The sequence below is a fragment of the Vineibacter terrae genome, assembly GCF_008039615.1.
Classification (GTDB): Bacteria; Pseudomonadota; Alphaproteobacteria; order Reyranellales; family Reyranellaceae; genus Vineibacter; species Vineibacter terrae.
This window is the reverse complement of the sequence record NZ_VDUZ01000001.1, coordinates 31,699-56,020: the sequence shown is the minus strand read 5'-3', so window position 1 is coordinate 56,020 and position 24,322 is coordinate 31,699. Positions and strand designations below refer to the sequence as shown.

21 protein-coding genes are annotated in these 24,322 nt (G+C 66.3%); 8 read left to right on the top strand and 13 right to left on the bottom strand.

Annotated elements, in window-relative coordinates:
* Positions 1-4 precede the first annotated feature (4 nt).
* On the bottom strand, positions 5-1,186 hold the full coding sequence (locus tag FHP25_RS00285) for a hypothetical protein (protein WP_178133179.1): 1,182 nt from the start codon (positions 1,184-1,186) through the stop codon (positions 5-7).
* 38 nt (positions 1,187-1,224) lie between these two features.
* A complete protein-coding gene (locus FHP25_RS00280) occupies positions 1,225-2,394 on the bottom strand; it encodes a hypothetical protein (protein ID WP_147844874.1) in 1,170 nt (389 codons plus the stop codon).
* Between the two features lie 48 nt (positions 2,395-2,442).
* Between FHP25_RS00280 and FHP25_RS00275 the strand changes: the two genes are divergently transcribed.
* The gene (locus FHP25_RS00275; protein ID WP_218578108.1) at positions 2,443-3,210 is read left to right on the top strand and encodes an N-acyl homoserine lactonase family protein; all 768 of its coding nucleotides are present in this window, start codon (positions 2,443-2,445) and stop codon (positions 3,208-3,210) included.
* 658 nt (positions 3,211-3,868) lie between these two features.
* Here FHP25_RS00275 and FHP25_RS00270 read toward each other — a convergent pair.
* From FHP25_RS00270 to FHP25_RS00245, 5 genes are all read right to left on the bottom strand, one after another.
* The gene (locus FHP25_RS00270) at positions 3,869-4,225 is read right to left on the bottom strand and encodes a recombinase family protein (protein WP_269434374.1); all 357 of its coding nucleotides are present in this window, start codon (positions 4,223-4,225) and stop codon (positions 3,869-3,871) included.
* Positions 4,226-4,302: 77 nt separating this feature from the next.
* Entirely contained in the window at positions 4,303-4,692 is a 390-nt protein-coding gene (locus FHP25_RS00265; RefSeq protein WP_147844872.1) for an HVO_A0114 family putative DNA-binding protein, read from the bottom strand.
* The gene (locus FHP25_RS00260) at positions 4,689-5,042 is read right to left on the bottom strand and encodes a toxin-antitoxin system TumE family protein (protein ID WP_147844871.1); all 354 of its coding nucleotides are present in this window, start codon (positions 5,040-5,042) and stop codon (positions 4,689-4,691) included. The genes FHP25_RS00265 and FHP25_RS00260 overlap by 4 nt, the downstream gene beginning before the upstream one ends.
* A 641-nt stretch (positions 5,043-5,683) precedes the next feature.
* The gene (locus FHP25_RS00255) at positions 5,684-6,784 is read right to left on the bottom strand and encodes a fatty acid desaturase family protein (RefSeq protein WP_231712159.1); all 1,101 of its coding nucleotides are present in this window, start codon (positions 6,782-6,784) and stop codon (positions 5,684-5,686) included.
* A gap of 643 nt (positions 6,785-7,427) precedes the next feature.
* Positions 7,428-7,745: a hypothetical protein gene (locus FHP25_RS00245; protein ID WP_147844869.1), complete on the bottom strand. Its 318-nt coding sequence runs from the start codon at positions 7,743-7,745 to the stop codon at positions 7,428-7,430.
* A gap of 745 nt (positions 7,746-8,490) precedes the next feature.
* On the opposite strand from FHP25_RS00245, the gene FHP25_RS00240 reads away from it, so the two are divergent.
* A complete protein-coding gene (locus FHP25_RS00240; RefSeq protein ID WP_147844868.1) occupies positions 8,491-8,934 on the top strand; it encodes a hypothetical protein in 444 nt (147 codons plus the stop codon).
* 92 nt (positions 8,935-9,026) lie between these two features.
* Here the strand turns inward: FHP25_RS00240 and FHP25_RS00235 are convergent, their stop codons facing one another.
* The gene (locus FHP25_RS00235; RefSeq protein WP_147844867.1) at positions 9,027-9,221 is read right to left on the bottom strand and encodes a CapA family protein; all 195 of its coding nucleotides are present in this window, start codon (positions 9,219-9,221) and stop codon (positions 9,027-9,029) included.
* A 179-nt stretch (positions 9,222-9,400) separates the two neighbouring features.
* Here FHP25_RS00235 and FHP25_RS00230 point away from each other — a divergent pair, with 179 nt between their 5' ends.
* Positions 9,401-9,901 carry a hypothetical protein gene (locus tag FHP25_RS00230; RefSeq protein ID WP_178133178.1) on the top strand — a complete coding sequence of 167 codons (501 nt, stop codon included), beginning with the start codon at positions 9,401-9,403 and terminating at the stop codon, positions 9,899-9,901.
* Positions 9,902-10,219: 318 nt separating this feature from the next.
* Complete coding sequence (locus FHP25_RS00225; RefSeq protein ID WP_147844865.1) at positions 10,220-10,498, top strand: hypothetical protein; 279 nt, start codon at positions 10,220-10,222, stop codon at positions 10,496-10,498.
* A gap of 874 nt (positions 10,499-11,372) precedes the next feature.
* Here the strand turns inward: FHP25_RS00225 and FHP25_RS40580 are convergent.
* The 3 genes from FHP25_RS40580 to FHP25_RS00205 all read right to left on the bottom strand — a co-directional run bounded on the left by FHP25_RS40580 (position 11,373) and on the right by FHP25_RS00205 (position 15,781).
* On the bottom strand, positions 11,373-11,549 hold the full coding sequence (locus tag FHP25_RS40580; protein WP_178133177.1) for a hypothetical protein: 177 nt from the start codon (positions 11,547-11,549) through the stop codon (positions 11,373-11,375).
* A 1,264-nt stretch (positions 11,550-12,813) separates the two neighbouring features.
* Positions 12,814-14,097, bottom strand: a complete 1,284-nt coding sequence (locus FHP25_RS00210; RefSeq protein ID WP_178133176.1) for a dipeptidase — start codon at positions 14,095-14,097, stop codon at positions 12,814-12,816.
* A 271-nt stretch (positions 14,098-14,368) separates the two neighbouring features.
* On the bottom strand, positions 14,369-15,781 hold the full coding sequence (locus tag FHP25_RS00205) for a hypothetical protein (protein ID WP_147844861.1): 1,413 nt from the start codon (positions 15,779-15,781) through the stop codon (positions 14,369-14,371).
* Positions 15,782-16,593: 812 nt separating this feature from the next.
* On the opposite strand from FHP25_RS00205, the gene FHP25_RS00200 reads away from it, so the two are divergent.
* Complete coding sequence (locus FHP25_RS00200; protein WP_147844860.1) at positions 16,594-17,928, top strand: ABC transporter substrate-binding protein; 1,335 nt, start codon at positions 16,594-16,596, stop codon at positions 17,926-17,928.
* 58 nt (positions 17,929-17,986) lie between these two features.
* Here the strand turns inward: FHP25_RS00200 and FHP25_RS00195 are convergent, their stop codons facing one another.
* A complete protein-coding gene (locus FHP25_RS00195) occupies positions 17,987-18,784 on the bottom strand; it encodes a methyltransferase domain-containing protein (RefSeq protein WP_147844859.1) in 798 nt (265 codons plus the stop codon).
* A 71-nt stretch (positions 18,785-18,855) separates the two neighbouring features.
* Here FHP25_RS00195 and FHP25_RS00190 point away from each other — a divergent pair, with 71 nt between their 5' ends.
* Positions 18,856-19,926 carry an AraC family transcriptional regulator gene (locus FHP25_RS00190; protein WP_147844858.1) on the top strand — a complete coding sequence of 357 codons (1,071 nt, stop codon included), beginning with the start codon at positions 18,856-18,858 and terminating at the stop codon, positions 19,924-19,926.
* A 326-nt stretch (positions 19,927-20,252) separates the two neighbouring features.
* On the top strand, positions 20,253-21,842 hold the full coding sequence (locus tag FHP25_RS00185; protein WP_147844857.1) for an amidase: 1,590 nt from the start codon (positions 20,253-20,255) through the stop codon (positions 21,840-21,842).
* 133 nt (positions 21,843-21,975) lie between these two features.
* Here FHP25_RS00185 and FHP25_RS00180 read toward each other — a convergent pair whose 3' ends face one another.
* On the bottom strand, positions 21,976-23,046 hold the full coding sequence (locus tag FHP25_RS00180; protein ID WP_147844856.1) for a CobW family GTP-binding protein: 1,071 nt from the start codon (positions 23,044-23,046) through the stop codon (positions 21,976-21,978).
* A 135-nt stretch (positions 23,047-23,181) separates the two neighbouring features.
* On the opposite strand from FHP25_RS00180, the gene FHP25_RS00175 reads away from it, so the two are divergent.
* Complete coding sequence (locus FHP25_RS00175; protein ID WP_147844855.1) at positions 23,182-24,261, top strand: cyclase family protein; 1,080 nt, start codon at positions 23,182-23,184, stop codon at positions 24,259-24,261.
* The last annotated feature ends 61 nt before the right edge of the window (positions 24,262-24,322 follow it).

Below are 24,322 nucleotides of genomic sequence, written 5' to 3'. Positions count from 1 at the left end.
AGCGCTAAGGGTCGGCGTAGTGCACGAGCCGCAGCGACTGTGCCGCCCTGTCGGGACGGACCAGGGCGGCGAGCCGGCTGTCGGACAGGCGCACGATCTCGTCGACCCGTATCGGGCCCTGGCGCCAGAGGATGGTGCCCTGGGCATCGGCGCGCACCAGCCAGGTCGGGGCGTCGGGCGCGGTCGTCTCGGAGACGACGGCGGCGACGCCCTCGCCATGGGCGATGAGCAGCCAGGTCCGGGGATAGGGCCAGGGCGCGCGGCGCTGCAGGCGCCCGCCATCGTCGTAGAACGCCATCTCGGCCTTCTGCGTGCCGTCCGGATGCGCGTCGCTGATCAGCACGCTGCCGTCGCGCAGGATGGCGGCCGCCGAATCGTAGGGCTGCGGCAGGCGCGTGCGCGCCAGCGACTTGCCCTTGGCGGCATTGCGGCGGATGAACCAGTCGGTGCCGCTCTTGTCGGGCCGCATCTCGACCACCAGGCTCACCCAGGTGCCGTCGCGCCGCTGCGCGATCGCCGGCACGCGCTCGGGCGCGCCGCGGCCCGGCCCGGCCTGCCACAGCCGCTTGCCGTCGAGGTTGAACTTGCCCATCCACCAGGATTGCGGGCCGGGACCGAAGCCGCCGCCCAGCATGATGGCGTTGTCGGTCGTCGGCAGGTAGACCTCGACGCCGTAGAAGGCCTCGCGGTCGTCGCGGCCGCGCACGCTGTCGGGCGGGCCGATACGGGTCGTCTTCTTCAGCTTGAGGTCGCGGGCCAGCCGCAGCAGGGTGGTGGCCGTGCGCCGCTGGGCCGCCTTCGGATCGATGCCGCCGACGAGGACGGCGAGATCGCCGGACCGCGCCGCCACGACGCCCAGCGTCTGGAGGTCGAAGCCTTTGGGCCCGATCTTGGGCTGGACCGGCAGCACGCGGCGCTGCGTCACGTCACCGTCGGCGGCCAGGGCGAGCAGGTCGATCCGCGCCTCGAGCGCGGGGCGGGACGTGTCCGGCGCCGGCTTGAACGTATGCAGCAGCACGTACTGGACATCGTCGCGGCCGATCGCCAGCCGTCCGACGGACGGGTAGGGGTCGACCGTGAAGCCCTCGGCGACCGGCAGGGCCACGTCCAGCACGACGCGCGGCGCCGGCTGGGCCTGCGCGATGCCGGACCAGGCGGCAATGATCGCCGCAGCAACGATGCGCACCCCCGCGCCCCGGGATGCGCCACGATTGATCGTCGGCATCATGGATCGGCGTACACCACGAGATGCGGCGGCGCGTCGGCCTGCCCGGGATGCGCGAGCGCGGCGATGCGGCCGTCGGGCAGGCTCGTCATCTCGTCGACGCTCATCGGGCCTTGACGCCAGATGATGGTGCCCTTCGCATCGGCACGCACCAGCCAGGTCGGCGCGTCCGTGGCATCGCTATCCGACACGACCGCCGCGATGCCCGCGCCGTTGGCGGTCACCGACGATGTCCGCGGATAGGGCCACGGCATCCGCCGCGCGACCCGGCCGCGGTCATCGACCAGCACCATCTCCGCCTTCCGCCGGCTGTCGGGATTGGCGTTGACGATGAGCATGCAGCCCTCGCGCAGGACCGCCACCACGGCGTCGTCCGGTTGCGCCAGCGTCAGCCGGGCGAGCGGCCGGCCGTCGGTGGCGTGACGGCGGATGTACCAGCCCGTGCCGCGTCCGACACCGTGCATCTCGACAGCCACGCTCAGCCATGTCCCGTCCGGCCGCGGCGCGATGGTCGCGACGCGCTCCGGGAAGCCGGCACCTGGCCCGGCCTGCCACAGGCGCACGCCGTCGAGGCTGAGCTTGCCCATCCACCATGCGACCGGGCCCAGGCCCCAGCCACCTGCCAGCAGCACGGCGTTGTCCGGTGTCGGCAGGTAGGTCTCGACGACGTAGAACGATCCCGGATCGTCGTGCCGTGTCGGCGGGCCGACAGGGGCCGCCTTCTTCAGGTTGAAATCCGGGTCCAGGCGCAGGAGGCGGGCGCTGGAACGCCCGGCCGGATCAGTGGTGCTCATGAACACGGCGAGGTCGCCCGACCGCGCCGCCACCACGCCCAGCGCATTGAGATCGAACCGGCTCGACCCGACGACCTCCTGGACCGGCAACGTGCGGCGGCGGGTCACGGTGCCGGCCGGCGCCACGGCGAGGAGGTCGACCTGCTCCTCGCGCGCCGAGTCGGCGGCGTCCGCCACCCGCTTGAACATGTGCAGCAGCACATAGAAGCCGCCGTCGCGGCCGACCGCGAGCCGCCCGGGGGACGGGATGGGATCGAACGTGTAGCCCTCGGCTACCGGCAGGGCCAGGTCCGTCACGACGCGCGGCGCCGGCTGCGCCAGGGCCGGCGCAGCGCATACCGCAAGCGCTGCAAGCGCAAGGCCGACACGAATCATGTCCCGACCATATGTGCTACGTTGCGCGAAAGGAAGAGGATGGAAGCGATGTCGGTGAAGCTTTTCGCCATGACCTGCGGGCGTATCACGGGTCGTCTCAAGGACATGATCGAGGGCGAGGACGGGACGGTGCTGCTGCCGATCCCGTCCTACCTGATCGAGCACCCCAAGGGCACGGTGCTGTTCGACACCGGCATGCACCCGCAGCTGCAGCACGACGCGCCTGGCCGCCTGGGCGAGCGGGTGGCGCGCATCTTCGGCTTCGAGACGTTCCAGCCCGGCGACGAGGTGAGCGCCCGGCTCGAGGCGATCGACCACGACCCCGGCAAGGTGCACTACATCGTGAACTCGCACCTGCATTTCGACCATTGCGGCGGCAACCAGCTCATCCCCAACGCCACGCTTGTGGTGCAGCGGCGCGAATGGGCGGCGGCGCAGGACGCCGAGCTCGCGGCCAAGGTCGGCTTCTACAGGCAGGACATCGATCACGGCCACCCGGTGATCCAGGCCGACGGCGAGCACGACCTGTTCGGCGACGGGCGCGTGGTCTGCATCCCCACCCATGGCCACACGCCGGGCCACCAGTCGCTGCGCGTGCGGCTGGACTCGGGCGAGGTCGTGCTGGCCGGCGATGCCTGCTATTTCTGCCGCAGCCTGCGCGGGCGCCGACTGCCGCGCTTCGTCTACGATCGCGAGGCGATGCTGGCCTCGCTCGACCGCCTGGCGGCCCTGGAGCAGGGCGGCGCCCGCATCTTCTTCGGCCATGATGCCGAGTTCTGGAAGAGCGTGCCGCAGGCGCCCGAAGCGATCTTCTAGGCGGACAAGGCGGCGATGGTCGCCGTCGCGGCGGCAGCCGGCAAGCGGCAGCGCGGCGATGGATCGTCCTGGGGTACGATGGGCCAAACGTCGGTGGGGAAAAAATTCGGTACCGGATTTACTGGTAAATCCTTTCGTCAATGTTTGCATAGACTTGGCGCCGTGGCGGCGTCTACCGGAAATTACCGGAAACCCTGATCCCGGTACGGTCGACGCCGAGGGCAACCCGTGCGACGTCGCCGGTTCTGCCGTCATGATCGACGCTGCAGATCGAGGACATGATCCGGCCGACCCGTCAACCGGCGTGACCGGTGGCGCGACGGCAAGAGCAGGAGCAGCCATGAGGCGCATCCATGTTGTGGCGGACGGTGTTGCTTGACGACAGCAACCGGCGATCCGGCCTTCGCAGCCGAAGCGGCTGCTTCGGTGGCGTAAGCGGGCGCCCGATTGGATGCCCGGCGGCGGCATGCCCTTTTGACTGCTGGGCAGGCGGAAGCGCCCGTTAGCCCCGGCGGCGGGAACGCGAACTACGATTTTCTGTTTACATCACAACGCGCCTCACGTCAAGGGAGAATAAAACAGGAATTACACGCTCCAGTTGCTTGTCGCGTAACCGAAGAGCCCGTGCGCTCCCGGACTGGACCGGAACTCTCATCGATCAACCGAGCCAGCATTTTCCGGCATTGGCCGCAGCCTGGACGACCAGCCTGTCGCTGGGCTCCCTCGACATCCAGAGTACCTGCGTTGCGCAGGCCGCCGGAACGAAAAGAGGCATGATCCGCTTGTTGGCCAGCAAGCGCCTCTGGACGGTCTCAAAGGTCTCCAGGTCGATCAGCGGCGGCACCGCGACGGTGACGACCTCATCCTCGTGCTTCGTCTCCTCAGCCTTGGACCGCTTGTTGAACTGATGCTCGTCGATATAGGTGCGCCGGGTCAGGATGCGGTGGAACTGGCCGATGCCCCAACGCCCGCCATTGCGGGTGAACATGCGGTTCCTGTTCAGGTGGCTGACGATCTCCAGCTTTCTTCTTCATCTCTCAGCACCGCGCTGCTCGACATCGACGACGCGGCTGCCGATTCGGGGTTGGGCGTTCATCTGCGGCCTCCTTTCGCTTTGCGCCGTTCGAGCAAGGGCAACTCCAGCTCCACACGATCATGCAACACCTTGGGCACGACCTTCTGCCCCTCGCCTGACTCCATGCGGATCAGGCCGTAGCTCGCCATCTTCTTGAGGGTTCGGGACAGGCTGGGCTTCGCCCGCCCCGTGATCCGCGACAGTTCCTCCAGCGAGCCGGGCGACTGCTCGTCGATGACGCGCAGCAGCTCGCGGTTCCCGCTGGAAAGGAGCTGCGCGAAGGATTCCATGGATGTGAACCACACCTTCGGATCGTCCGCCGCCGGCTTTTCCTCGCCGCGTGCGATCCGCATGGTGCGGGCTTTCATCTCGTCGTAGCCGGCAATCCCGACTTTCAATGTCGTCATAGCACGCCTCGCTCCTTCAACACCGCGTCCACCGCCTGCCAGAATTCGGCCAGCAGCGTGGCCGCTTCCTCGTAGGCATAGGGCTTTACGGTCTGGAGGCGGTGCCGATGGTCCATCGGCTCGCCGCGTCTGCCCCGGCCGACCGGATGGGCGTTGTCGAAGCCAACCAGCCGTTCGCCCGAAGGCCCGTGAAGCGTGAGCGAGTAATCGAGGCCGTGCGGCTTCTCCGGCGACGCCGGAACGCGGGTGACGATAAACTTCACCCAATGACCGCCCTTGGGATCGACAACGAGCACCTGACCGTCGAGGTCCAGAAGCGTGTCGAGGCTCGGATCACGATCCTCGCTCATGACTTTCTGTTACCACCAGAAGTTAACAGTAGCAAGCCCTGATTGTCAGGATCGGCGTCCAGTGAGCCGGAGGGCCGTCAGTGACAATATTCTGGCTCTAAAATAGGAAAGGTCATTTCCTTCGCCGCCGGCGCCCGGACGGCGGTCGTCATTGCGCCGACTCTGGCCAGGGCATCCAGCCCTTGCTGCCGAAAGAGCTCGGCCAACGGGGTATTCACTTCTGGCATGTCGTGTCACCCCTTTTTGTTCATGAGTATCTGACTGGACGGCCCTTCAAGCTGTTGAATGTACTCCTCACCATCACTTTCAAGACGGCGTCGCGGCCCGGCGTCAGTCACGGATCACCGATTGCTCATGCGGACGATGTGCCTGCGAGATCAATCGCGTATTTCAATGCGGTGTGCTGATTCCTGCACGTGCTTGCGCGCTACGGCGGCGCGCACGGGACCTCACGCTGCCGCAGCGCTCGCTTCCCGGTGTGCCGGCGGACGAACGTGCCGAGCACTTCCATGTCGGCACCGCCGACGTCCGATCTTCTTCGCCGCATCGTCCGTGCGTCTGCCCATTCAGGCTTGGCCTGCTTTACCGAGGCTCAGCCGCTCAGGCATGCCGTTTCTCAGCCCCATGTCTTCAGCTCTTCATCAAATAAGGGGGTCTCGGCGTGGCTGGCAGTCGCGCAACCGGACCATTCGTTCCTGGGCCTCGTCCCAAAGCCAGTACGTCGCGGCCTTCAACCCGTCGCGCAGGGTCAGGGTGGGCACCTGCTGTAGGTAATGGCTCGCTGCGTGGCACGCCGCGAGGTGGTAGTTGGGAATCCGTGGATTGAGGTGATGGACATGGTGAAAGCCGATGTTGCCGGTGAACCACTGCAGGATGGGGGGCAGCCGCAGATAGGACGTACCGCGCAGCGACGCGTCGACGGCCGACCACTCATCGCGCGTGAACCAGCGCGCCGCCTCAAAGCGATGCTGCACTGAGAACAGCCAGACCCCGATAATGGCGGCGACCACCATGATCGAAAGCTGAACCACTGCCATGGCTCCGAAACCTACGATGAAACCGAGGCCGGCGATGACTGTCGCCAGCGCGAGGTTCGTGGCGTGAACCGAAAGGCGCTCTCGCCGCCAATGCGCCGGCGTGTCGAACGGAAGGCGGTAGACCAGCAGGAACACGAGCGGGGGCAGGATGATCAGGGCGATGGCCGGGTGACGAAGAAGTCGCCAGAGGGTGCGCCGCAGCGGTTTGAGGCGGTGGTACTCGCGCGTGGTCAGGCAAGCCGAATAGATATCGCTGCCGCTTTCCCGGCGATCGAGGTTGTTCCAGTTGGCATGATGAACTGCGTGCTGGCGTCGCCAGTTCGCATAAGGCGTCAATGTCGCGAGGCTGCATAGCCGGCCGATCCAGTCGTTGGCGGCAGGCGAGCGGAAGAATGCACCATGTCCGCAATCGTGCTGGATGACGAAGATGCGCACGAGGAACCCTCCGGCCGGCACTGCCATCGCCAATGTCAGCCAGAGGGATACGGCCAGGGTGGCGTACATCGCCCCGCACAATGCGAGAAAGGGCAGGAACGACGAGGCAAGCTGGCCCAGGCTGCTCGCCCGGCTGCCCGTCTGATGGGACGACAATGTCCGCCGCAGCGCCGCAAGATCGGCCGTGACGCCCGCCTTATCGGTGCTGGTCGCGGTCGGTCGTTGGGGGGCAGCCGATCGCTGTGGAGATTCATTCGCGATGTCGGTCACCGCTTTCCGTAGGGCGGGCTCTTCTGTTGGGCGTCAAAGCCGCTGCTCAAAACTGATAACGCGCATCAACCAACGCGCGCAGAAGAAGTCCGCCATATAGATGGGGACCGCTGCTCATTTGGCATCAGGGACCAGAAAATAAACCTGTCGCCTTTACCGCATCGTGCAATGCCGCTAGCCGTGGCGACGCAAGCTGTTGTTCCGTGGTCGTTTCCCGGTGCGACTCACGAACATGCATCGGAAGTTTCTAGTGGCCGATAAAATCCACAGGCTTTGCCCACTTGTCGTGCCTTGAGCCGCATCGAAAGGTCTCCCGCTGACGGGTCTTGCGAGGGGAGCCCGATTGAGCTTTTGGCATCGGATATGGCCGGGATCGGCTGCGCTGGCTCAAGCGCGGATGTCTTGCCGCTTGTTGGCCGGGCATTGCCGCTTTCGGTACCAGCATGGCGGCAGCAGGGATGATGATCGCCGTGGTCTGGGCATCTTTGCCAAGCGTGTCGACCATCGTTAGCGTACAGAGCGCTGCCATTGTCCTGCTTGCTGGTACGCCGCGCGCATCGGCGTGCGCCCTGGTTTGGTGCTGGCGATCCGCGCCCTCGCCGGCCGAGAACACCAGGTGGCGTCATGCCGGCCCCGGATCGTTCTAACCGCCGTCCACTCGGTCCGGGGGGCCATCGGTGAAGCGTCTGAAATCATCAAGCACGCTTGCGATCAGACGCTGTCGACGCGGGTCTTCGGCGCCCGGCGTGGCGGCAAAGAGCTCGATCAGGTAGCACGCCTTCTCAGCAGCCTCGGCCCAAGTTTGCGCGGGCGCGGCGGCCATCACCTTCTCGAGTTCAGCCTGCCGTTCGCGCAGCGCTGCTTGGTCGGCTCTTACCTCGGCGAGGCGGCGGCGGATCTCGGTCGCTCTTTGCGCAGCCATGCCGCGGCGGTCATCGAGCACGATGGGGGCGTCCGACATTGTACTTGCCTCGTTCGGCTCCAGCTGCCGCCAGTGTAAACGTGCACGCGCGGGTTCATCGCATATGATACATGTCCCATGGCAACGCCCGAGTCGCAAGCTTTTGCTGCCCAATCGCTCTCGGCTAATCAGTCGTAGGCCTGCGGCTAATCCATAAGTCTTTTGAGGCGGGAGTAGCTCCGCCATGTCGGCCGGGACGATCGCGGCCAATCGTAGCTGCCGTAGCTGCTCGCGCGACAGGCTCCCTCCTCAGGCGCACCGACGCGCCAGTCGAATTTTACCGGTTGGACGGATGGAATCGCAGTTGGGTGGCTAGATGAAAAGCGAGAGATTCCAGGAGTTCACGAACGCGGCTCTACGCCGGTCTCGTGCAGAATCCGCAGCCAGAACAATGCACGGCGCAAAAGCCGAATGAGCAAATGCGGTAGGGACGCATCGCGCTAGGCTAATGCTCGCTGCGGCCGCTCACTCTCGTTGGGCGACTGATAACACGCGGTGTGTGGCTCCCATGTTTCCGTGGCAGGCGGCACTCGCGGTAGAGGGGGAACGCTAGACAGTGGTGCTCGTCGTCCAATGACTTATCATTCCCCATGTTGACACTTTTACCTCCGAAATAACTGTGTCCACGCTTTTTATGGTGCAAATAGTGATATTTCATAATCTTCCCACCTATTTTTCCTGAACCTGATACTGTGATGAATAGCGGGCGAACATTTCGTTCCGTATCCAACGGGAGGCCATAATCATGGCCGCGCAAGCCACGAACGGATGGCAAAATCCGGTCAGAAAACAGCATATGGTCGGCCTTGGCCTTGGCATTCTTGCCACGGCATTTTTCTGCTTCGGTTACCCTGGCTGGTTCATGTCTCGGAGCGCCGCAACCGAGCAGCGCAAAACAGAAGGCGACAAGATCCGCGCAGAGTACTGCCTGGCTTCGTACCTCAGTTCTGGCGTCACGGCGGCGGAAGCTGGCAGGCTGCGGAGCAAGGGAACCGGGGAGCAGGCCGAAATTTTCGTCAACACAGGTCATGCGCCGGACGTAGACTCCGGCAGAGCCTGCGGAAGAGGGCTCGACCAGCTCACGACCGACGCGCAAGTCGACGCTGCCATCAAGACGGCCCTGGCAGCGGCCGCGGCTCGCGATGCACGAATAGCCGCAGCCAGAGAGAGCGACACCAAGAAGAACTGATGGCTTGCCGTCCATCGAAGGCTCCGGAGCGCCGATGCTTCGGGGCCTGTCTTGGGTGAGTGGATGCGCGGTTCGACTGACACGGGACGTTTTCAGGCGATGATGATGGCGTGGCCATAGCGTTCGATTGCCTGGACGACATGTGCAAAGTGGCCATGGACGATATCGATACCATCGTCGATCACCGCACGGGCGAACGCGCGAAAGCGCCGGTTGGGAGAGCGGCGCATATTGGGTCCCCCGCACGCGGACGCGCAGTCGTCCGATGTGCGCGCTGCTCCGGCCATTCATGTCGCCCCGCCGCTGGATGGGCGCTCTCGATACTTCGTGACCTGACCCGTACGACGGTCGTGGCCTCGCTGCGTGCACTGCGGCGTCCCGGTCGATCGTCATTTGCTCAATCCGGCCGGAACAGCGAGTTGTTGTTGAGTTCGTGGCGTTCGTCGCCATATCAAAGAGCAGATGGATGAAGTCATCCGGCATGACGCCACACCTGTCGATCCAGACGGCGAAGCCCGAGTTTGAACCGTTCCTCTTCGCGCCCATCGGTGAGGAACCCAATGGGATGACAGTGAGCGTTCTGTCAGGCCTCAGCCGGCTAGATCTCGATCCCTGGGAAGAGGCAGCACGACTGTCGCAATTGTCGAAGGAGCGCGCGATCGCTGCATTGAGCCTGTGTATCGGCCGCCTGCCTCTCGGCACTTGGCAACTGTCGGACACAACCAGCATCGCATCCCACCTCGTAGAACTCCTCCCAAGGCATGATCCCGAGGTGCGAGCGGATGTACGGACTCCACGTGTGGCCGAGAAGAACAATGCTGGATCCCTGGCGCTTTGGTTGATCGCAGCCGGCATTGCTGCATCCCTGCTGCTCGGTGTGCCGGCGCGCGTTGAGCGGCTCCTAGTCGGGGATGGTGTCGTTGCGCCAGTTCACATGCCGACATCGCCGCCATCATCTCGACCATAGGACGTGAAATCAGCTCTATCGGCGCGATCGAGAAATGGCAGTGGGGCTATGGAGAGTTCGCTCAGTCTGGCCGAAAATAAACATGGCGGTACGGCACCACAGTCTCTATGTAAGGTGTGGACAATCGCCATTCTGGCCGGCCCGCCAGTTTCGCCCGTTCGCGGGCCGACTTCCTGAGCTTCCACGATATAGATTGTTCCGGTCCGTACGATCTCACATGGCCCGAACGCGCGGGAAAGGAAGCCGCATGACCACCGGCATCGTGAGAACCGCTTGAGGCCGGATTGGCCGGCGAACAGCGCGGAAGGGAAGTCGTTGATGCGCCGTGGTCGGTCTCTCGCGAGCATTGCCGGGGCTCAGCTGCGCTTTCCGTCGCCGGCGCGGTTGCGTGTCGGCGATCGGTTCGTGTTCCTGCCGACAGTCGAGATAGCCGTCGCATGGTTGCGCGCGCCGGCGAACGCCGCTGTGTGCGAACGATTGAGTGAGCCTCTCGAGCTGCTACTCGCGGCACTCGAAAGTCGGTCGCCGACGGATCTGAGTGCGAGCTACCGCGCCCTGCTGGCCGGCATCGCCCGCGAAGGCTTGGTCTTTCGCTAGTTGCGCGGGCTGTGGGCGAAACATCTGCTGTCCGCCCGAACGCAATAGGCTCTGAGCACGCGGTATCGCCGGGACGGCCCGAAGAACAGTTTCGAGCGTATGTGAGAATACGCGATCGCACATACCAGTGAGGGCAGACATGCGGTTGCCTCTCGGAGTCAGCACCATCCGCCCCACCTGTGCCCAGTGCGGTTCCGCGACCTTGTTTGCAGGTCGCCGGCCGCACCCGATCCGCGGTTTGCCCTGGGACGTGCGTTGGCCGGCAAGTACGGCTGCAATTGCGACGGGACGTATACTGGCCTGACCGACGGTCTCGTCGCCGCGAAGGCGTGGTGCAGCACGTTGGCGAGCGAGCGGGAGAAGAAATCGCCTTGAGCCGACGTCCGCCTTTTGCCCTCCATGAGGCACGCAAAAGGTAAAGACTGGACAGGCGAAGGCGCCCGGTCACGACTCGGCGTCAGCATCTATCGCAGAAGCCAAACACGAAGCACCCCGGCGCCGGCAACAAGCCGCGCGCCAGTAGCCAGCGCAAGCCGCACGCAACGACTCTGCTCTGCGTGACGCTGGTCCAGGGTTTCTCGCCGATAAGGATGAACGTCGCCATCACCAGGCAGATCAAGGTGGCGAGCGTGGCGGCCCAGGCCGGGCGCGACATCGGCTATAGCGCTTTCGCAGATCCCGCCGAGCGCGATAATCACTCCCGCAGGCCCGGATGCTGCCCGGGCACTGCATCGCCTAGCGCAACTGCTCGGCATTGATCTTGCCCGCCATACGCCGCAGTAGAGTTGCCGTCCCGCGGGGCCTATCCAGTCGAGATTCGTTGCGACGACCAGGACCAACTGTACCGCGTTCGGTTCGGGCACACCGCGCGCGGTCATCGCCGCGAGCGATTGAACCGCAGGATCGCATGGGCGGCATCCCAAGGTGCGATCCCGGCACTTTTGAAAAGCGCCCGGACGACATCGGCGCCACGCTGCAACTCTGCGGCGGTAGTACCCTCCTGGACGATCAGCAATGTTCTCTCGCGCATGTGCTCGTTTCTTCTGCTCATCCGGCCGGATCGCCTGCTTCGGTCCGCGAGTCGCACCGCTGTCCCTTCGCGCTCCTGGTGCAGCGTGCGTTACACGCCGGCCCGACCGTCTATAGTGGCTGAACGTCGATTGTCGCTGAGCAATGCTTGCACGACCCAAGGACGTCGAGTTCAGCAAGCAAGAGCAAGTATGGCGCCGTTTCAAACCCGATCGTCAGGGATGATCCGCCCTCGCTGCTCCAAAGTGCAGTTAAACGTGGCGCAATCGCCACCTGATCCCTATATGCCATGCACGTCGTGGCTTATGGCCACGCTGTCAGCTGCTCGCCGGGGCTGAGATCGGTGCTCCTGACGATCCCTCCGACCGTTTCAAGCGGCCGGTGCTGTTGCGCCTTTTCACGACCGGAGACACAAATGCGTGCGCACAAGTACAAGCCGGGACAATTTGTACGAATCCTGCCCAAGCGGTTTCTTGCTGCGCCCGCGGGCCGATATGAGATCGTACGGACGCTGCCGCCAGACAACGACGAGAACCAGTATCGAGTCCGAAGCACTGAGGACAACCATGAGCGTGTCGTCCGCGAAAGCGAACTGACGTAGCCGAATGGTGTTGGCATCGGCTGCGTCGTCGCGGCACGAGAGCATTGACACGTGTGCGTGTTTGCCCGGGAAGATGCCGGCTTGAGCGAAGGCTACGCGGATGTTCAGGCGGGGGCCGCAGCGGGAGCGCGGTTCTACGGTGTTGCCTTCGCCGAAGGCTTGGAGCCAGCCCAGTACCGGCTATCGATGAAAGGTGAGTTGCTGCCGTCATCCCGAGCGCAGCGAGGGATCTCCCGCGAATGGCGCACCGTGCGTCCCGCGCAGGAGATCCCTCGCTGCGCTCGGGATGACAGATGTATCAGCGATCAGTGATTCGAGGCACTAGTTTGTCGCACAGGTCAACATCCAGGAATGTTCGAATCAGACGCGATCCATGAAAGTGAGTGCGCGGAGCGCCGAATTATGGTGCAAGGATTGGCACTGGCTGACCCTCCAGAGGCTTGCGCTAAAGGGCGCCATCATTCGCAAGAGGCATGTCCCAGGCACCGGTGAGCGAGAGACAGATTCGCGCTCCCGCCTGCCATGCCAGCGGAGCCAACGTATGTCTTCTTCAACATGCCGCCGTCGATCCATGATTCGTCATACGGCGCTGAGGTCTACACGTGACTGAATGGCCCGGGACCAAGAATCGTCAGACCCAACAGCAGGATGAAGGTGCCGACCACGCGCGAGGCGGCGTCCCGCTTCAGCCGCCGTTGCAGAGCTGCAAGGCCTGATCGAAGGTCAGGCTGCCGCCGGCCAGGCTCTGCGCGACGACACGGCAGACATTGCGGCCCATGATGTCGGCGATGCGGTCCTGCGATATGCCGGCCGCCATGAGGCCCTCGGTGATCAGGCCGACCTGCCCGGCGTCGATGGCGGTCCTGACCGCGCCGTCCCAGTCCGATCCGAGCCCGATGTGCTGCGATGCGCGCTTGATCGTGCGCAGGCCGGGTGCGGGCGGCGGCCGGCCCTCATGCGCTTCGAGGACGGCGAGCGCGTGGCGGATGGCGGCGACGATGTAGTCGACATCCGCCGTGCCCAGCACCTCCTTCCAGAACCCGATTCCGAAAACGCCGCCGGTCTGGGCCACCGCCACCAGCTCGGCATCGGTGTTCCCGCGCATCGGCTCGCCGTTGCAGCACGGCGGCAGCCGCTCCAGGAACGATCGCAGGCCCGAATGGGAGATGACGACCGGATGCCGGTGGCTGGCGGCAATCGCGACCGCCGCCTCCAGGGTGCCGGATGAGGCATGAGCCAGGTCCACGATCATGCGCCGCGCGATCGCCGTCTCGATCAGACGCTTGCCCAGCGGCATCGTGAGGCCGTAGCGATCACATCCTTCGCTCGATCCGCCGAAGGCGTTGTCGAACCGATGGGTGGGCGCGATCATCCGCAGGCCAAGCCGATAAAGCGCATCGAGCTCGGCGCCGACGGTGTCGTTCAGCGCGTGCGAGCCCTCCAGCCCGAGGATCACACCGATCTCGTCTCGATTGATGGTGCCCGGCTCCGGGAAGCGCGCGCTCAGCCAGGCACGCAGGTCGTCGACCGAACGGATGATGCTGAGACGGGCGCCGGAACCCTTCCGGCTCGCCGCGGCGGCCGCCGCCAGCGTGCTGGCCTGGTGCAGGGCGCGGTGATAGGCCGAGGTCCGGGTTCCGGGCGGCCAGCCGTTGAGCGTCGCGAGCAGCCCGGCAGGGTCGGGGCCGCGGCCGGATATGCAGGAGCGTCCGATCGGCACGCGCGTCGGAATCGTGAACGCCTGCAAGCCGATGTTGCCGCGCTCCATGCGCACGAGATCGACATGGCCGCGGCGCATTTCGGTCGGGCTGATGGCCCGCCGCCACAGCAGCGTGTCGGCGTGCAGGTCGGCGACCAGGAGGCGGTCGTGGAGGGCCCGGGCCGCCGGCCCGGGCGCAAGGGTCCGGTCTTCCGCCGTGCCGTTCGACATGGCGTCGATGGCATCGGCGACGGGTGCGCAGCCGGCCACGAGGCACGCCAATGCGATGGTTGCCGCGGCAGCGGTTCGGCATGTGCGCCCGAGGAAAAGCATATGGCTGGCTCCGTGAGGAGAGGCTCGACGTGAGCACCCGGATCGCTATGCCTGATGCGCCAATGCCGTCATCCCGAGCGCCCCTTCGACAAGCTCAGGAGAGGGATCTCCTGCGGGAAGACGCACCGTGCGCAATTCGCAGGAGATCCCTCGCTGCGCTCGGGATGACGGAAAAAGCGTGCGACCCGCTGATCAGTGAGAGCAGGTGCTACACCCCGGGCTCCGGTGGCTTGCCGCTGGTCAGCGACATCCGGCTCATCACCTTGGCGGCGATGTCGACGCTGTGCTGCACGGCGGTGACCTCCAGGGCCGACCGGTTATGCGGCTTGCCCGCCTGGGCCCGCATGATGTCCCTGTAGGCAAAGAGCGCCCAGGACCACGCATTGGGTGGATTCCTGATGAGCGAGTCGGTCACCGGGGCAGGCTGCGTGATCGCCACGCCTTCCTTCTCGGCGATGGCTTCCAGGACCCACCGCGCCAGGAGCGCATTGCCGACGGCCGTCAGGTGGATGCCGTCGAGGCCCTCCAGCCCGCCCGCCTTGAAGCCCAGGCTGCCGGGAAGCGGGTTGGCCTGGAACATCTCGTTGGTGCAGGTCCGGCCATCGACGATGAACGTGTTGCCCGCGTTGCGGCCGTTGTTCTTCGAATCGATGCCCTTCATGCGGCCAAAGACGTCGATGAAATGGACCCTTCCGATCGTGTCACGGACCTTGAACAGGTCGATGATCCGTTGGTTGAGGGCCTGGACCTCGAGATCGATCTCGTGCAGGCGCTCGCCCCTGTAGGTGCCATAGCGATAGCACATGAGCGTCTCATAGCTCTCGAAGTAGCGGCCGAGATCCGTGTCGAAAGCTTTCGTCGACGTCGGCATCAGGCTCGACACCGCGCTGGGGGCGGGAAGCAGGTTGACGTAGATCGCTTCCACCGCGGCGGGCAGCGCGCACAGCTGGCAGACCAGCTCCGGGTACCGCGCCTCCAGCTCATTGGCCAGATGCGTGGCGCCGGCCGGATCGGCCCGAAGCGCGATGTCCACCAGCCCGTTGTTGTGCCCGATGCTGACGAGCAGGCGCCGGGGCTGCCGCATCGCGACGATCTCCAGCGATGTCCTGCGGCGGAACGGGTTGGCCTCCGAAAGCTCGGGATCGGGTGCCAGCGTGAAGCGGGCATTGGCCATGATCAGCAGGGTACCGATGTTCGCGACCAGCGACGTGAGGCCGCCGCCGGCAAGGGCGTCGGCGGCGAGCTTGCGGGCGCACGCGTCGGCCTTCTCGGCCGTCAGCTGATACATGTCCTCGATGGTGGCGCCGGCGAAGGCGATATTGTGGAACGCGCGCGCCCCACTTGGCGACGGCACATTGGCCGGACCTGTCGCCCAGAAGCGGATCGACTCGCGCAGGTCGCCGATGATGGTCGCAACGGCCAGCGGCACCCCGACGATGGGAGACAGGCGCTCCAGCCAGTTCTCGAGGTCGACGAGCACCGGCCGCGGCAGATCGGGAACCGAGAAGCTGGTGATGCCAAGGCTCCGGGCGATCAGGGCAGGTGGGCTGCCCTGGGTCTTCTGCCCGTCGATCGTGGCCGACCGCATGCCGTTGTAGAGTGAATCGCCGATCGCCATCATCGGCGGATGCATCAAAGCCGGTGGAAGCGCCATTCCCCACAACCCCCCGTGTCGTCATATTGGTTTTGCGCAGCATCGATGAAGCGTCTCTGCTCACGCGCTGGCACGCCTGAACTGGCGCCTGACGCGAGAGCGTGCCGCAGCACCCTGGCTTTCGTTTCTTTCAACCTACAGGAGAGCGAAACATATATCACAACCGTGCCAAAAATCAAGCGGCAGCACCTGCTCATGGCCGGCGCGCGCCGGCCGTGCCCACGGCAGCCCGGTCGCATGCAGGGCGATCGCATATGAGCGGGAGCGTCGGTTTTCGACTACCTCCCCCCGCTTGCGGGGCAGGGCATTCGCATATGCCCCTACCGTCATCCCGAGCGTAGCGAGGGATCTCCCGCGAATTGCGCACCGTGCGCCTTGCCGCAGGAGATCCCTCGCTGGCGCTCGGGATGACAGCGAGGTCATGTGCGAATGCCCTGCCGCAGGCGGGGGAAGGTAGTCGAAAGCCCATATGCGAGCGCCCTGCGGTCTCGTGGGATCTCTCGTGCGCGGGAGCGGACCCGTGCGCGTTCGCGGTGCGTCCCAGGCTGACATAGACCTGATCGTAGCCGTCGGCTTGTTCGCTGCGGGTTGACAGCCCGACCAATCTCCGTCGAAGTCGGGGCGGCGCTGCCTGCAGCCACAGGCCCGAAATACATAGAACACGAACGAGTTGGGGCGTGGCCTCAGGGATCGCCTGGCACGAGTGCCTTTACGCAGCGTTGCACAAAAACCAGCAGAACGAACTCGAGTGCGTGCACAAGCTCAGGGAGGATAATGCCATGCAGTTTCGCAAACTGTCTCGTCGTCGAGTCATGGCCGCGGGTGCGGCCGTCGGCCTTGTCGGCGCGCCGTTCGTGCAGCGCGCGAACGCGGCCGGAAGCCTCACGATCGGCTTGTGGGACCATTGGGTCCCGGGCGCCAACGATGCCCAGTCCGCGATCATCAAGGAATGGGCGGACAAGGAAAAGGTCGACGTGAAGGTCGACTACATCACGAGCCAGGGGAACAAGCTGCTGCTGACATTGGCCGCCGAGGCCCAGGCCAAGTCGGGCCATGACATCATGGAGTTCACCAACTGGGAGGCGGCGCAGTACAACGCGCGGCTCGAGCCGGTCGATGACGTCATCAAGCGTGTCATCGCCACGAACGGGCCGATCGAGCCGGCGGTCGAATATCTCGGCAAGCTCGATGGCCGCTGGCTGGCGGTGCCGATGACGCGCGGCACGCTCCTGCTCGGATGCTGCTCGCGCATCGACATGATGAAGGCCGATGCCGGCATCGACGTCCAGGCGTTGTATCCCGCCGGCAAGCCGGCTGCGGACGCAAGCTGGACATGGGACGCTTTCCTTGTCGCGGCGGAGAAGTGCAAGAAGGCAGGGCACGGCTTCGGCCTGCCGCTGGGCAGCACCACCGACACCAACCAATGGGTCGGGGCCTTGTTCCTGGCCTACGGCGCGGAGCTCATGGATGCCGAGGGCAACGTGACGGTCAAGTCGGACGCTGTCCGGCAAGTGATGGACTACGCGAAGAAGCTCGCTGCATTCTGTCCCTCGGACGCGCCGGCGTGGGACGACTCATCCAACAACAAGTGGCTGATCTCGGGACGCGGCGCGCTGATCTGCAACCCGCCCAGCGCCTGGGCCGTCGCCAAGCGGGATGCGCCGCAGGTCGCCGAGCAGTGCTGGACGCACGGCTTCCCCAAGGGACCGAAGGGGCGCTTCAATCCGATCCTGCCGCGCTTCTACGGTCTTTGGAGCTTCTCCAGGAACAAGGAGGCAGCCAGGAGCCTGCTCGAGCACCTGACCTCCCGGCAGACCGCCGAGCGGCAGGTCGCCGCCAGCCAGGGCTACGACATCCCGCCTTACTCGAAATTCAACGACTTCAAGACCTGGGATGAGGAAGGGCCGCCCAAGGGCTCGATCTCGCACTATCCCATCCGGGGCGGTGATCAGGTTGCCGGCGTCACCTGCTCGCCGGCGCCGCCATTGATCGCCGCCCAGATCTGGGCCCAGTCGATCCAGGCCCACATGATCGTGCGATACTTCCAGGGCGAAGCGCTCGACAAGACGCTTGATTGGGCGGCGCGCGAGGTCGAAGGGTTCAAGCGAACCTGATCGAGGCGCCGCCCGGCACTGTTGTGCGCCCGGTCGTTGAAGCCGGGCGCACAACGTCTCACTGCTGCTTGCGCGCCGTGACAACGAGGGCTGGCATGTCGAAGACGACGGCGCCGTCTGCCGTCACGTAGGGCCTGAGCGCGATATCGGCATGCTTGAGCAGGTCGGCGAACTGGGCGTCATCCAGCAGGCCGCCGAGCGTCCAGACGCAGGCGCGTTCCGCCGAGGCCAGGGCATCGATCGAGGCGAATCGAACGGTGCCGCTGTGCTCGCGCACCTTCGCATCGGCAATTTCCGCTGCGCGACAGAGGGCGAGGAGCCGTCCGGGATCGCCCAGCACGAAGGGCGCACGAAAGGCATCGGCGATGCTATCGCCGAAGAGCTGCCCGAGAAGCCGGGCGAGAGCGGCGTAGCCCGGCGCGCGGTCGAGCGCGCTCCAGACGGCAACCGCCAGCCGACCGCCGGGACGCAGCACGCGCATCATCTGCCGCAGCGCGCCGGGACGATCGTCGAAGAACATGAGGCCAAACTGGCTGACGACGGCGTCGAAGCTTGCATCGGGGAACGGCAGCGACTCGGCCTTTCCCTCGTGCCAGTCAATTTGCGCGTGATTGCGGCGGGCCACCGACAGCATGTCGGGATTGGCATCGAGGCCGACGACCTTGCCGTGCAGCCCGGCGCGCTCATACGCGGCGCGGGCGAGCACGCCCGTGCCGCATGCGACATCCAACACCGTATCGCCATCCCCGATCTCTGCCTGGCCGGCGACGATCGGGCCCCATTGCCGGAACAGCGCCGGGACGAACAGCGTCTCGTAGACTTCGGCGGGCGTTCGGCCTCCCTCAGGAGCGTTCATGTCGAGCCTCCGCGTTATGAAGGGTCCAAAGGCGCTGGGCGCGCGTTTTGCACGGAACTATAGTCGTGGCCATGGCTCGACCCCATGACCAGGTGTCCGGATCGCTTGCTGTGCCGTCCGGCCGACGCCTGTCCGCGCCGGTGGATGCGGGCAGCGCAGGCAAGGACGTGCTGTCGGAGGTCGTGCGGACGGTCAAGCTGACCGGCGCCCTGTTCTTCCTGGTCGAGGCGACCTCGCCGTGGGGCATCGAAGTGCCGCATGCGACGACGTTCGGGCCGATCATCCTGCCGCGGGCGCAGCACATCGTCTCGTACCATATCGCGTTGGCAGGATCCGGCTATGCCAGCCTGCCCGGGCTGGAGCCGGTGCGGTTCGGCGCCGGCGACATCCTGGTCTTCCCGCATGCCGATCCCTACACGATGGTCAGCCGACCGGGCGGACCGCTGGAGTTCACGGCCGAGGCATCGCTGGCGTTCCTGCGCGCGATGGCGGCCGGCCGGCTGCCCTTCGTGGTCGAGGAGGGGGGCGGCGGTCCCGAGCACGCCCGCTTCGTCTGCGGCTTCCTGGGCTGCGATGCGCGCCCGTTCAACCCGCTGCTGGCCGCCTTGCCCAGGCTGCTGCACCTGCAGCGATCCGGCGATGCGCAGGATGATGTCCTGGACCGGCTGATCGATCTGACGCTCGCGGAAGCACGCATCGCCCGGGCCGGCAGCGACTGCGTCCGCCTGGGCCTCAGCGAGCTGATCTTCGTTGAGGTCCTGCGGCGCTATCTCGCCGGTATCAAGAGCGACACGCCCGGCTGGCTGGCGGGCCTGCGCGACCCCGCGGTCGGCCGGGCATTGGCGCTGCTGCACGAGCGGCCCGCCTCCGCCTGGACGCTGGATGGGCTGGCGCGAGCGTCCGGAACGTCCCGGTCGGTGCTCGCCGATCGCTTTGCGTATCTGGTCGGGTGCCCGCCGATGCAGTACCTGACCCAGTGGCGCATGCAGATGGCCGCGCGCCGGCTATCCGATGGCGCAGGGAAGGTTGCCACCGTCGGCCGCGAGGTCGGCTACGCTTCGGAGGCTGCCTTCAGCCGCACGTTCAAGAAGGTTGCCGGCGCTTCGCCGGCCGCGTGGCGCGCACGGGCGCAACGCGTGTAGTGGCTGGCGCTCCGGCTCCATGCGCCGACCAGGCCGCTGCTCGACAAGACCCGGAGCTCCCGGACGCCGGCAGGGCATTCGCATATGCTGCCGTCCACCCCTCGCCCCGCTGCCGCGGGGCGAGGAGACGGCACCGGTGCTCCCATATGCGAATCCCCTGCGGACGCCGGGAAGATGACGGCACCCTGACCCGGCGCCAGGCGCCGGAGCGGGCGCCTGTGATTTCGTGCTTCCCAACGCAGCGCCGCTGTCGGACTGTCGCGCCTCGCCACGCTCGGGAGGCGGGTGACGCTGCGGGCGGGGCAGGGCGAAGGGAGGAGACTGTGATGGACAGGTCTTCGGTCAGGCAGGCTGGCGCGGCCGGCCGCCGGGCATTCCTGGCAGGCGCCGCAGCGGCGGCGTGCACGCTTCCAGCGACACGCGGCTTCGGGCAGATCGCCGCGGTGGTACCGGCGCCCGAGGGCGGCAAGTGGTACCGCACGGCGCACGATCTCGTGGCCGATCTCGCGGCGCGCCGTGTCTCGGCGGTCGAGCTGCTCGACCAGGCCATCGCCCGCATCGAGGGGCTCGACAAGCACATCAACGCCGTCGTGGTGCGCGACTTCGACCGGGCACGGCAGGCGGCTGTCGCGGCCGACCAGGCGCTGGCGCGCGGCGAGCGCCGGCCGCTGCTGGGCCTGCCGATGACGGTCAAGGAGTCCTACAACATCGCCGGGCTGCCCACGACCTGGGGCTTCCCATCCTTCAAGGACTGGCGGCCGACGGAGGATGCCGTCGTGGTGCAGCGGCTGAAGGCAGCCGGCGCCGTGATCATGGGCAAGACCAACGTGCCGGTGGCGCTGGCCGACTGGCAGAGCACCAACCCCGTCTATGGCACCACCAACAATCCCTACGACATTGCCCGCACGCCGGGCGGCTCGTCGGGCGGCGCCGCGGCGGCGCTGGCGGCAGGCTATGTCGCGCTCGAGATGGGCTCGGATATCGGCGGCTCGCTGCGCACGCCGGCGCATTACTGCGGCGTGTTCGCCCACAAGCCGAGCTACGGCATCGTGCCTTCGCGCGGCCAGACCTTCCCGGGCGCGCCGGCGATCCCATCGGCCGGCGACGGGCTGTCGGTCGTGGGGCCGATGGCGCGCAGCGCGCAGGACCTGGCGCTTGCGCTGGACATCGTCGCCGGGCCGGACGAGCAGCGCGACGGCGTCGGCTGGCGCCTGGTCCTGCCGCGGCCGCGGCATCGCGTGCTGCGCGACTTCAGGGTGCTGGTGATCGACACCCATCCGCTCTGCCCCACCGCCGAGGCGATCCGCACGGCGCTGGCGCGGCTGGCCGGCCGCCTCGACAAGGAGGGCGCCACCGTTCTGCGGCAAAGCCCGCTGCTGCCCGACCTCGCCGAGGCGACGCGCACCTATATGCGCCTGCTCGGCCCGGTCCTGACCGCGGGCCGGCCGCCGGCGTACTACGAGCAGATGCGTGCGCTCGCGGCGTCGATGGGCGCCGACAACCAGAGCCTGGATGCCATCTATGTCCGCGGCGCCAATATCGGCTGGCGCGATTGGCAGGCTGCCGGTCGCGCCCGCACCGTGCAGCAGCAGCAATGGGCGACGCTGTTCAAGACATTCGACGTGGTGCTCTGCCCGCCGATGCCGACCGCGGCCTTCCCGCACGATCATGCCGAAGTGTCCGCCCGCCGCCTCGACGTCGACGGCCAGGCGCAGCCCTACACGAATAACATCGTCTGGGCTGGCCCCGCCACCGCGGCCGGCCTGCCGGCAAGCGTGGCGCCGATCGACCGCACGCCGACCGGCCTGCCGATCGGCGTGCAGATCATCGGGCCCTACCTCGAGGATGCGACGCCGATCCAGTTCGCGCAGCTGCTGGAGCAGGCGTGGGGCGGCTTCGTGCCGCCGGTCCTGTAGACGAGGCAGAGGTCGCCGGCCCCGTTCGCCTTCCGGTGCACCATAACCTGGAAGCGCTGGTCGCTGACACACCCGTCATCCCTCGCTGCGCTCGGGATGACGGTCGCGACTCACCTTCCACCGATAGGCGGTACTACGCCATCTCCTGCGTCTGCTGCCAGCTTGCCTCGACGTTGGCGCGAGGCAGGTCGCGGGTGATGAACACCAGGCGCGAGCGGCGGTCGTCGTCGGGCCAGCCGGCCAGCAGGGTGGGCGGGTGGAACACGTGGTGCACGCCGTGCAGCACCAGCGGCCGGTCCTCACCTGCAACGTTCAGCACGCCTTTCACGCGCAGCAGGCGGTCGGCCCAGCTGGCGCGCACCAGCGACAGCCAGCGATTGAACACGTCCCAGTCCAGCGGCGTGTCCCACGTCATGCAGAAGCTCGCGATGCGCGCGTCATGGCGATTGGGATCGGCGGGCGCGTGGTGATGATGGTGATCCGCGTGATCGTGATCGTGATGGTGTGCGTCGACGCTCTCGGCGGCGAGCCAGGCGCGCACCTTGTCGGTCTTGCCGCCGGGATCGAACGGTCCGGCATCGAACAGCAGCGCCGGGTCGATGGCGCCCTGGGTCACCTCGAAGCGCGGCGCACCTGAGTTGAGCGCCGCGAGGCGCTGATCGAGCGCGGTCCGCTGCCCGGGCGAGGCGAGATCACCCTTGGTCAGCAGCACGCGGTCGGCCACAGCCGCCTGCTTGACGGCCTCGGGCTGCGCGTCGAGCTGGCCCGCGCCATGCACGAGGTCGACCGTGGCCACCACGGCGTCGAGCCGATAGTCGTGCGCCGTCATCGGGTTGTTGAGCAGCAGGGCCAGGATCGGCGCCGGGTCGGCCAGGCCCGTGGTCTCGATCAGCACGCGGTCGAACGGCGGCAGCGCCTGCGCCTGCCGCTGGCGCGCGATGTCGCGCAGCGTGCGCTCCAGGTCGCCCTTGATGGTGCAGCAGACGCAGCCGGATTTCATCAGCACCATGTCGCCGTCGACCGACTGCACGAAGAGATGGTCCAGCCCGATCTCGCCGAACTCGTTGACCAGCACCAGGCTTCGGGCCATGCGCCTATCGCGCAGGATGTGATTCAGCAGCGTGGTCTTGCCGCTGCCGAGGAAGCCGGTGATCAGGGCCACCGGCATGCGGCCGGCCGACTTGTCGGGATCGAACAGGCTCATCGGTCTTTCCCCAACGATCTTCGTTCAACGGTGCGCAACTTACACTTGTTGACGCTGTCGCGATTTCGGCAACACTACCAGCGGGTCGATAGAGGGCAAGCAATGTGCCCCGACCAGGTTGGGAGGAACACGAACATGGACCTGAGCAAGCTCCGCCGCGCGGCGGAAGATGGCGACGCGCCGGATGCGGAGCGCCGTGACATCCTGAAGGCGGCCACGCTGGTGGGCGGGGCCGCCGCCGTCCTCGGTGCGATGGCGCCGCGGACCGCGGCGGCACAGCCCGTCCAGGTCGCCCAGGCACCGGCGCTGTCGGACAAGCCGTGGTGGCCGCATCCGAAGTGGGGCAAGGACGACCAGGCAGGCGCGTCCAACTGGATCACGCCGGCGAAGGTTCTGGATGCCGTCAAGGGCATCAAGGACGGCAAGATCTACCGCATCGGCCGCGTCTATGAATCGGCGATGCCGAAATACGGCGAGCGCACGTTCAGCGTGCGGACCACGCCGACCGGCAGCTCGTATGGCGCCAACCGGCTGATCGGCCACGAGGAGTTCCTTGCCGCCGAGGTCGCGCAGACCGGCACGCAGTTCGACGGGCTCGGCCACATCGGCATCCAGATGGGCAAGGATGGCGACATGACCGAGATGCGCTTCTACAACGGCGTCACCGAGTTCGAGATGATCACCGCCTACGGCCTGAAGAAGCTGGGCATCGAGAACTGCAAGCCGATCTTCACGCGCGGCCATCTGTTCGACGTCGAGGCGGTGAAGGGCCGGATGCTGGAAGCCGGCGAGGAGATCAAGCTCGCCGACCTGCGCGCCGCCATGACGAAGCAGAACATGAAGGAGGAGGACATCAAGGAAGGCGACGCGCTGTTCTTCAACACCGGCTGGGGCAAGCTGTGGATGAAGAACAACGACAAGTACAACAGCGGCGAGCCCGGCATCGGACTGGAGGTCGCCAAGTGGGTCGTGGACAAGGGCGCCTGCGTGACCGGCGGCGATTGCTGGGCCGTCGAGGTCGTGCCCAACCCCGACAAGAACCTCGTCTTCCCGGTGCACAGCGAGCTGATCTGCAAGCAGGGCATCTACAACCACGAGAACCTGGATTTCACGGCCCTGATCGCCGACGGGAAGCACCAGTTCGCCTACATCTTCTCGCCGGCGCCCATCCGGGGCGCGACCGGCTCCAATGGCGGTCCCATCGCCGTGACCTGATCGTTGCTGAGAACACCTTATGCCGACGAGAGGGCGCCGCCACAGCGGCGCCCTTTTCATG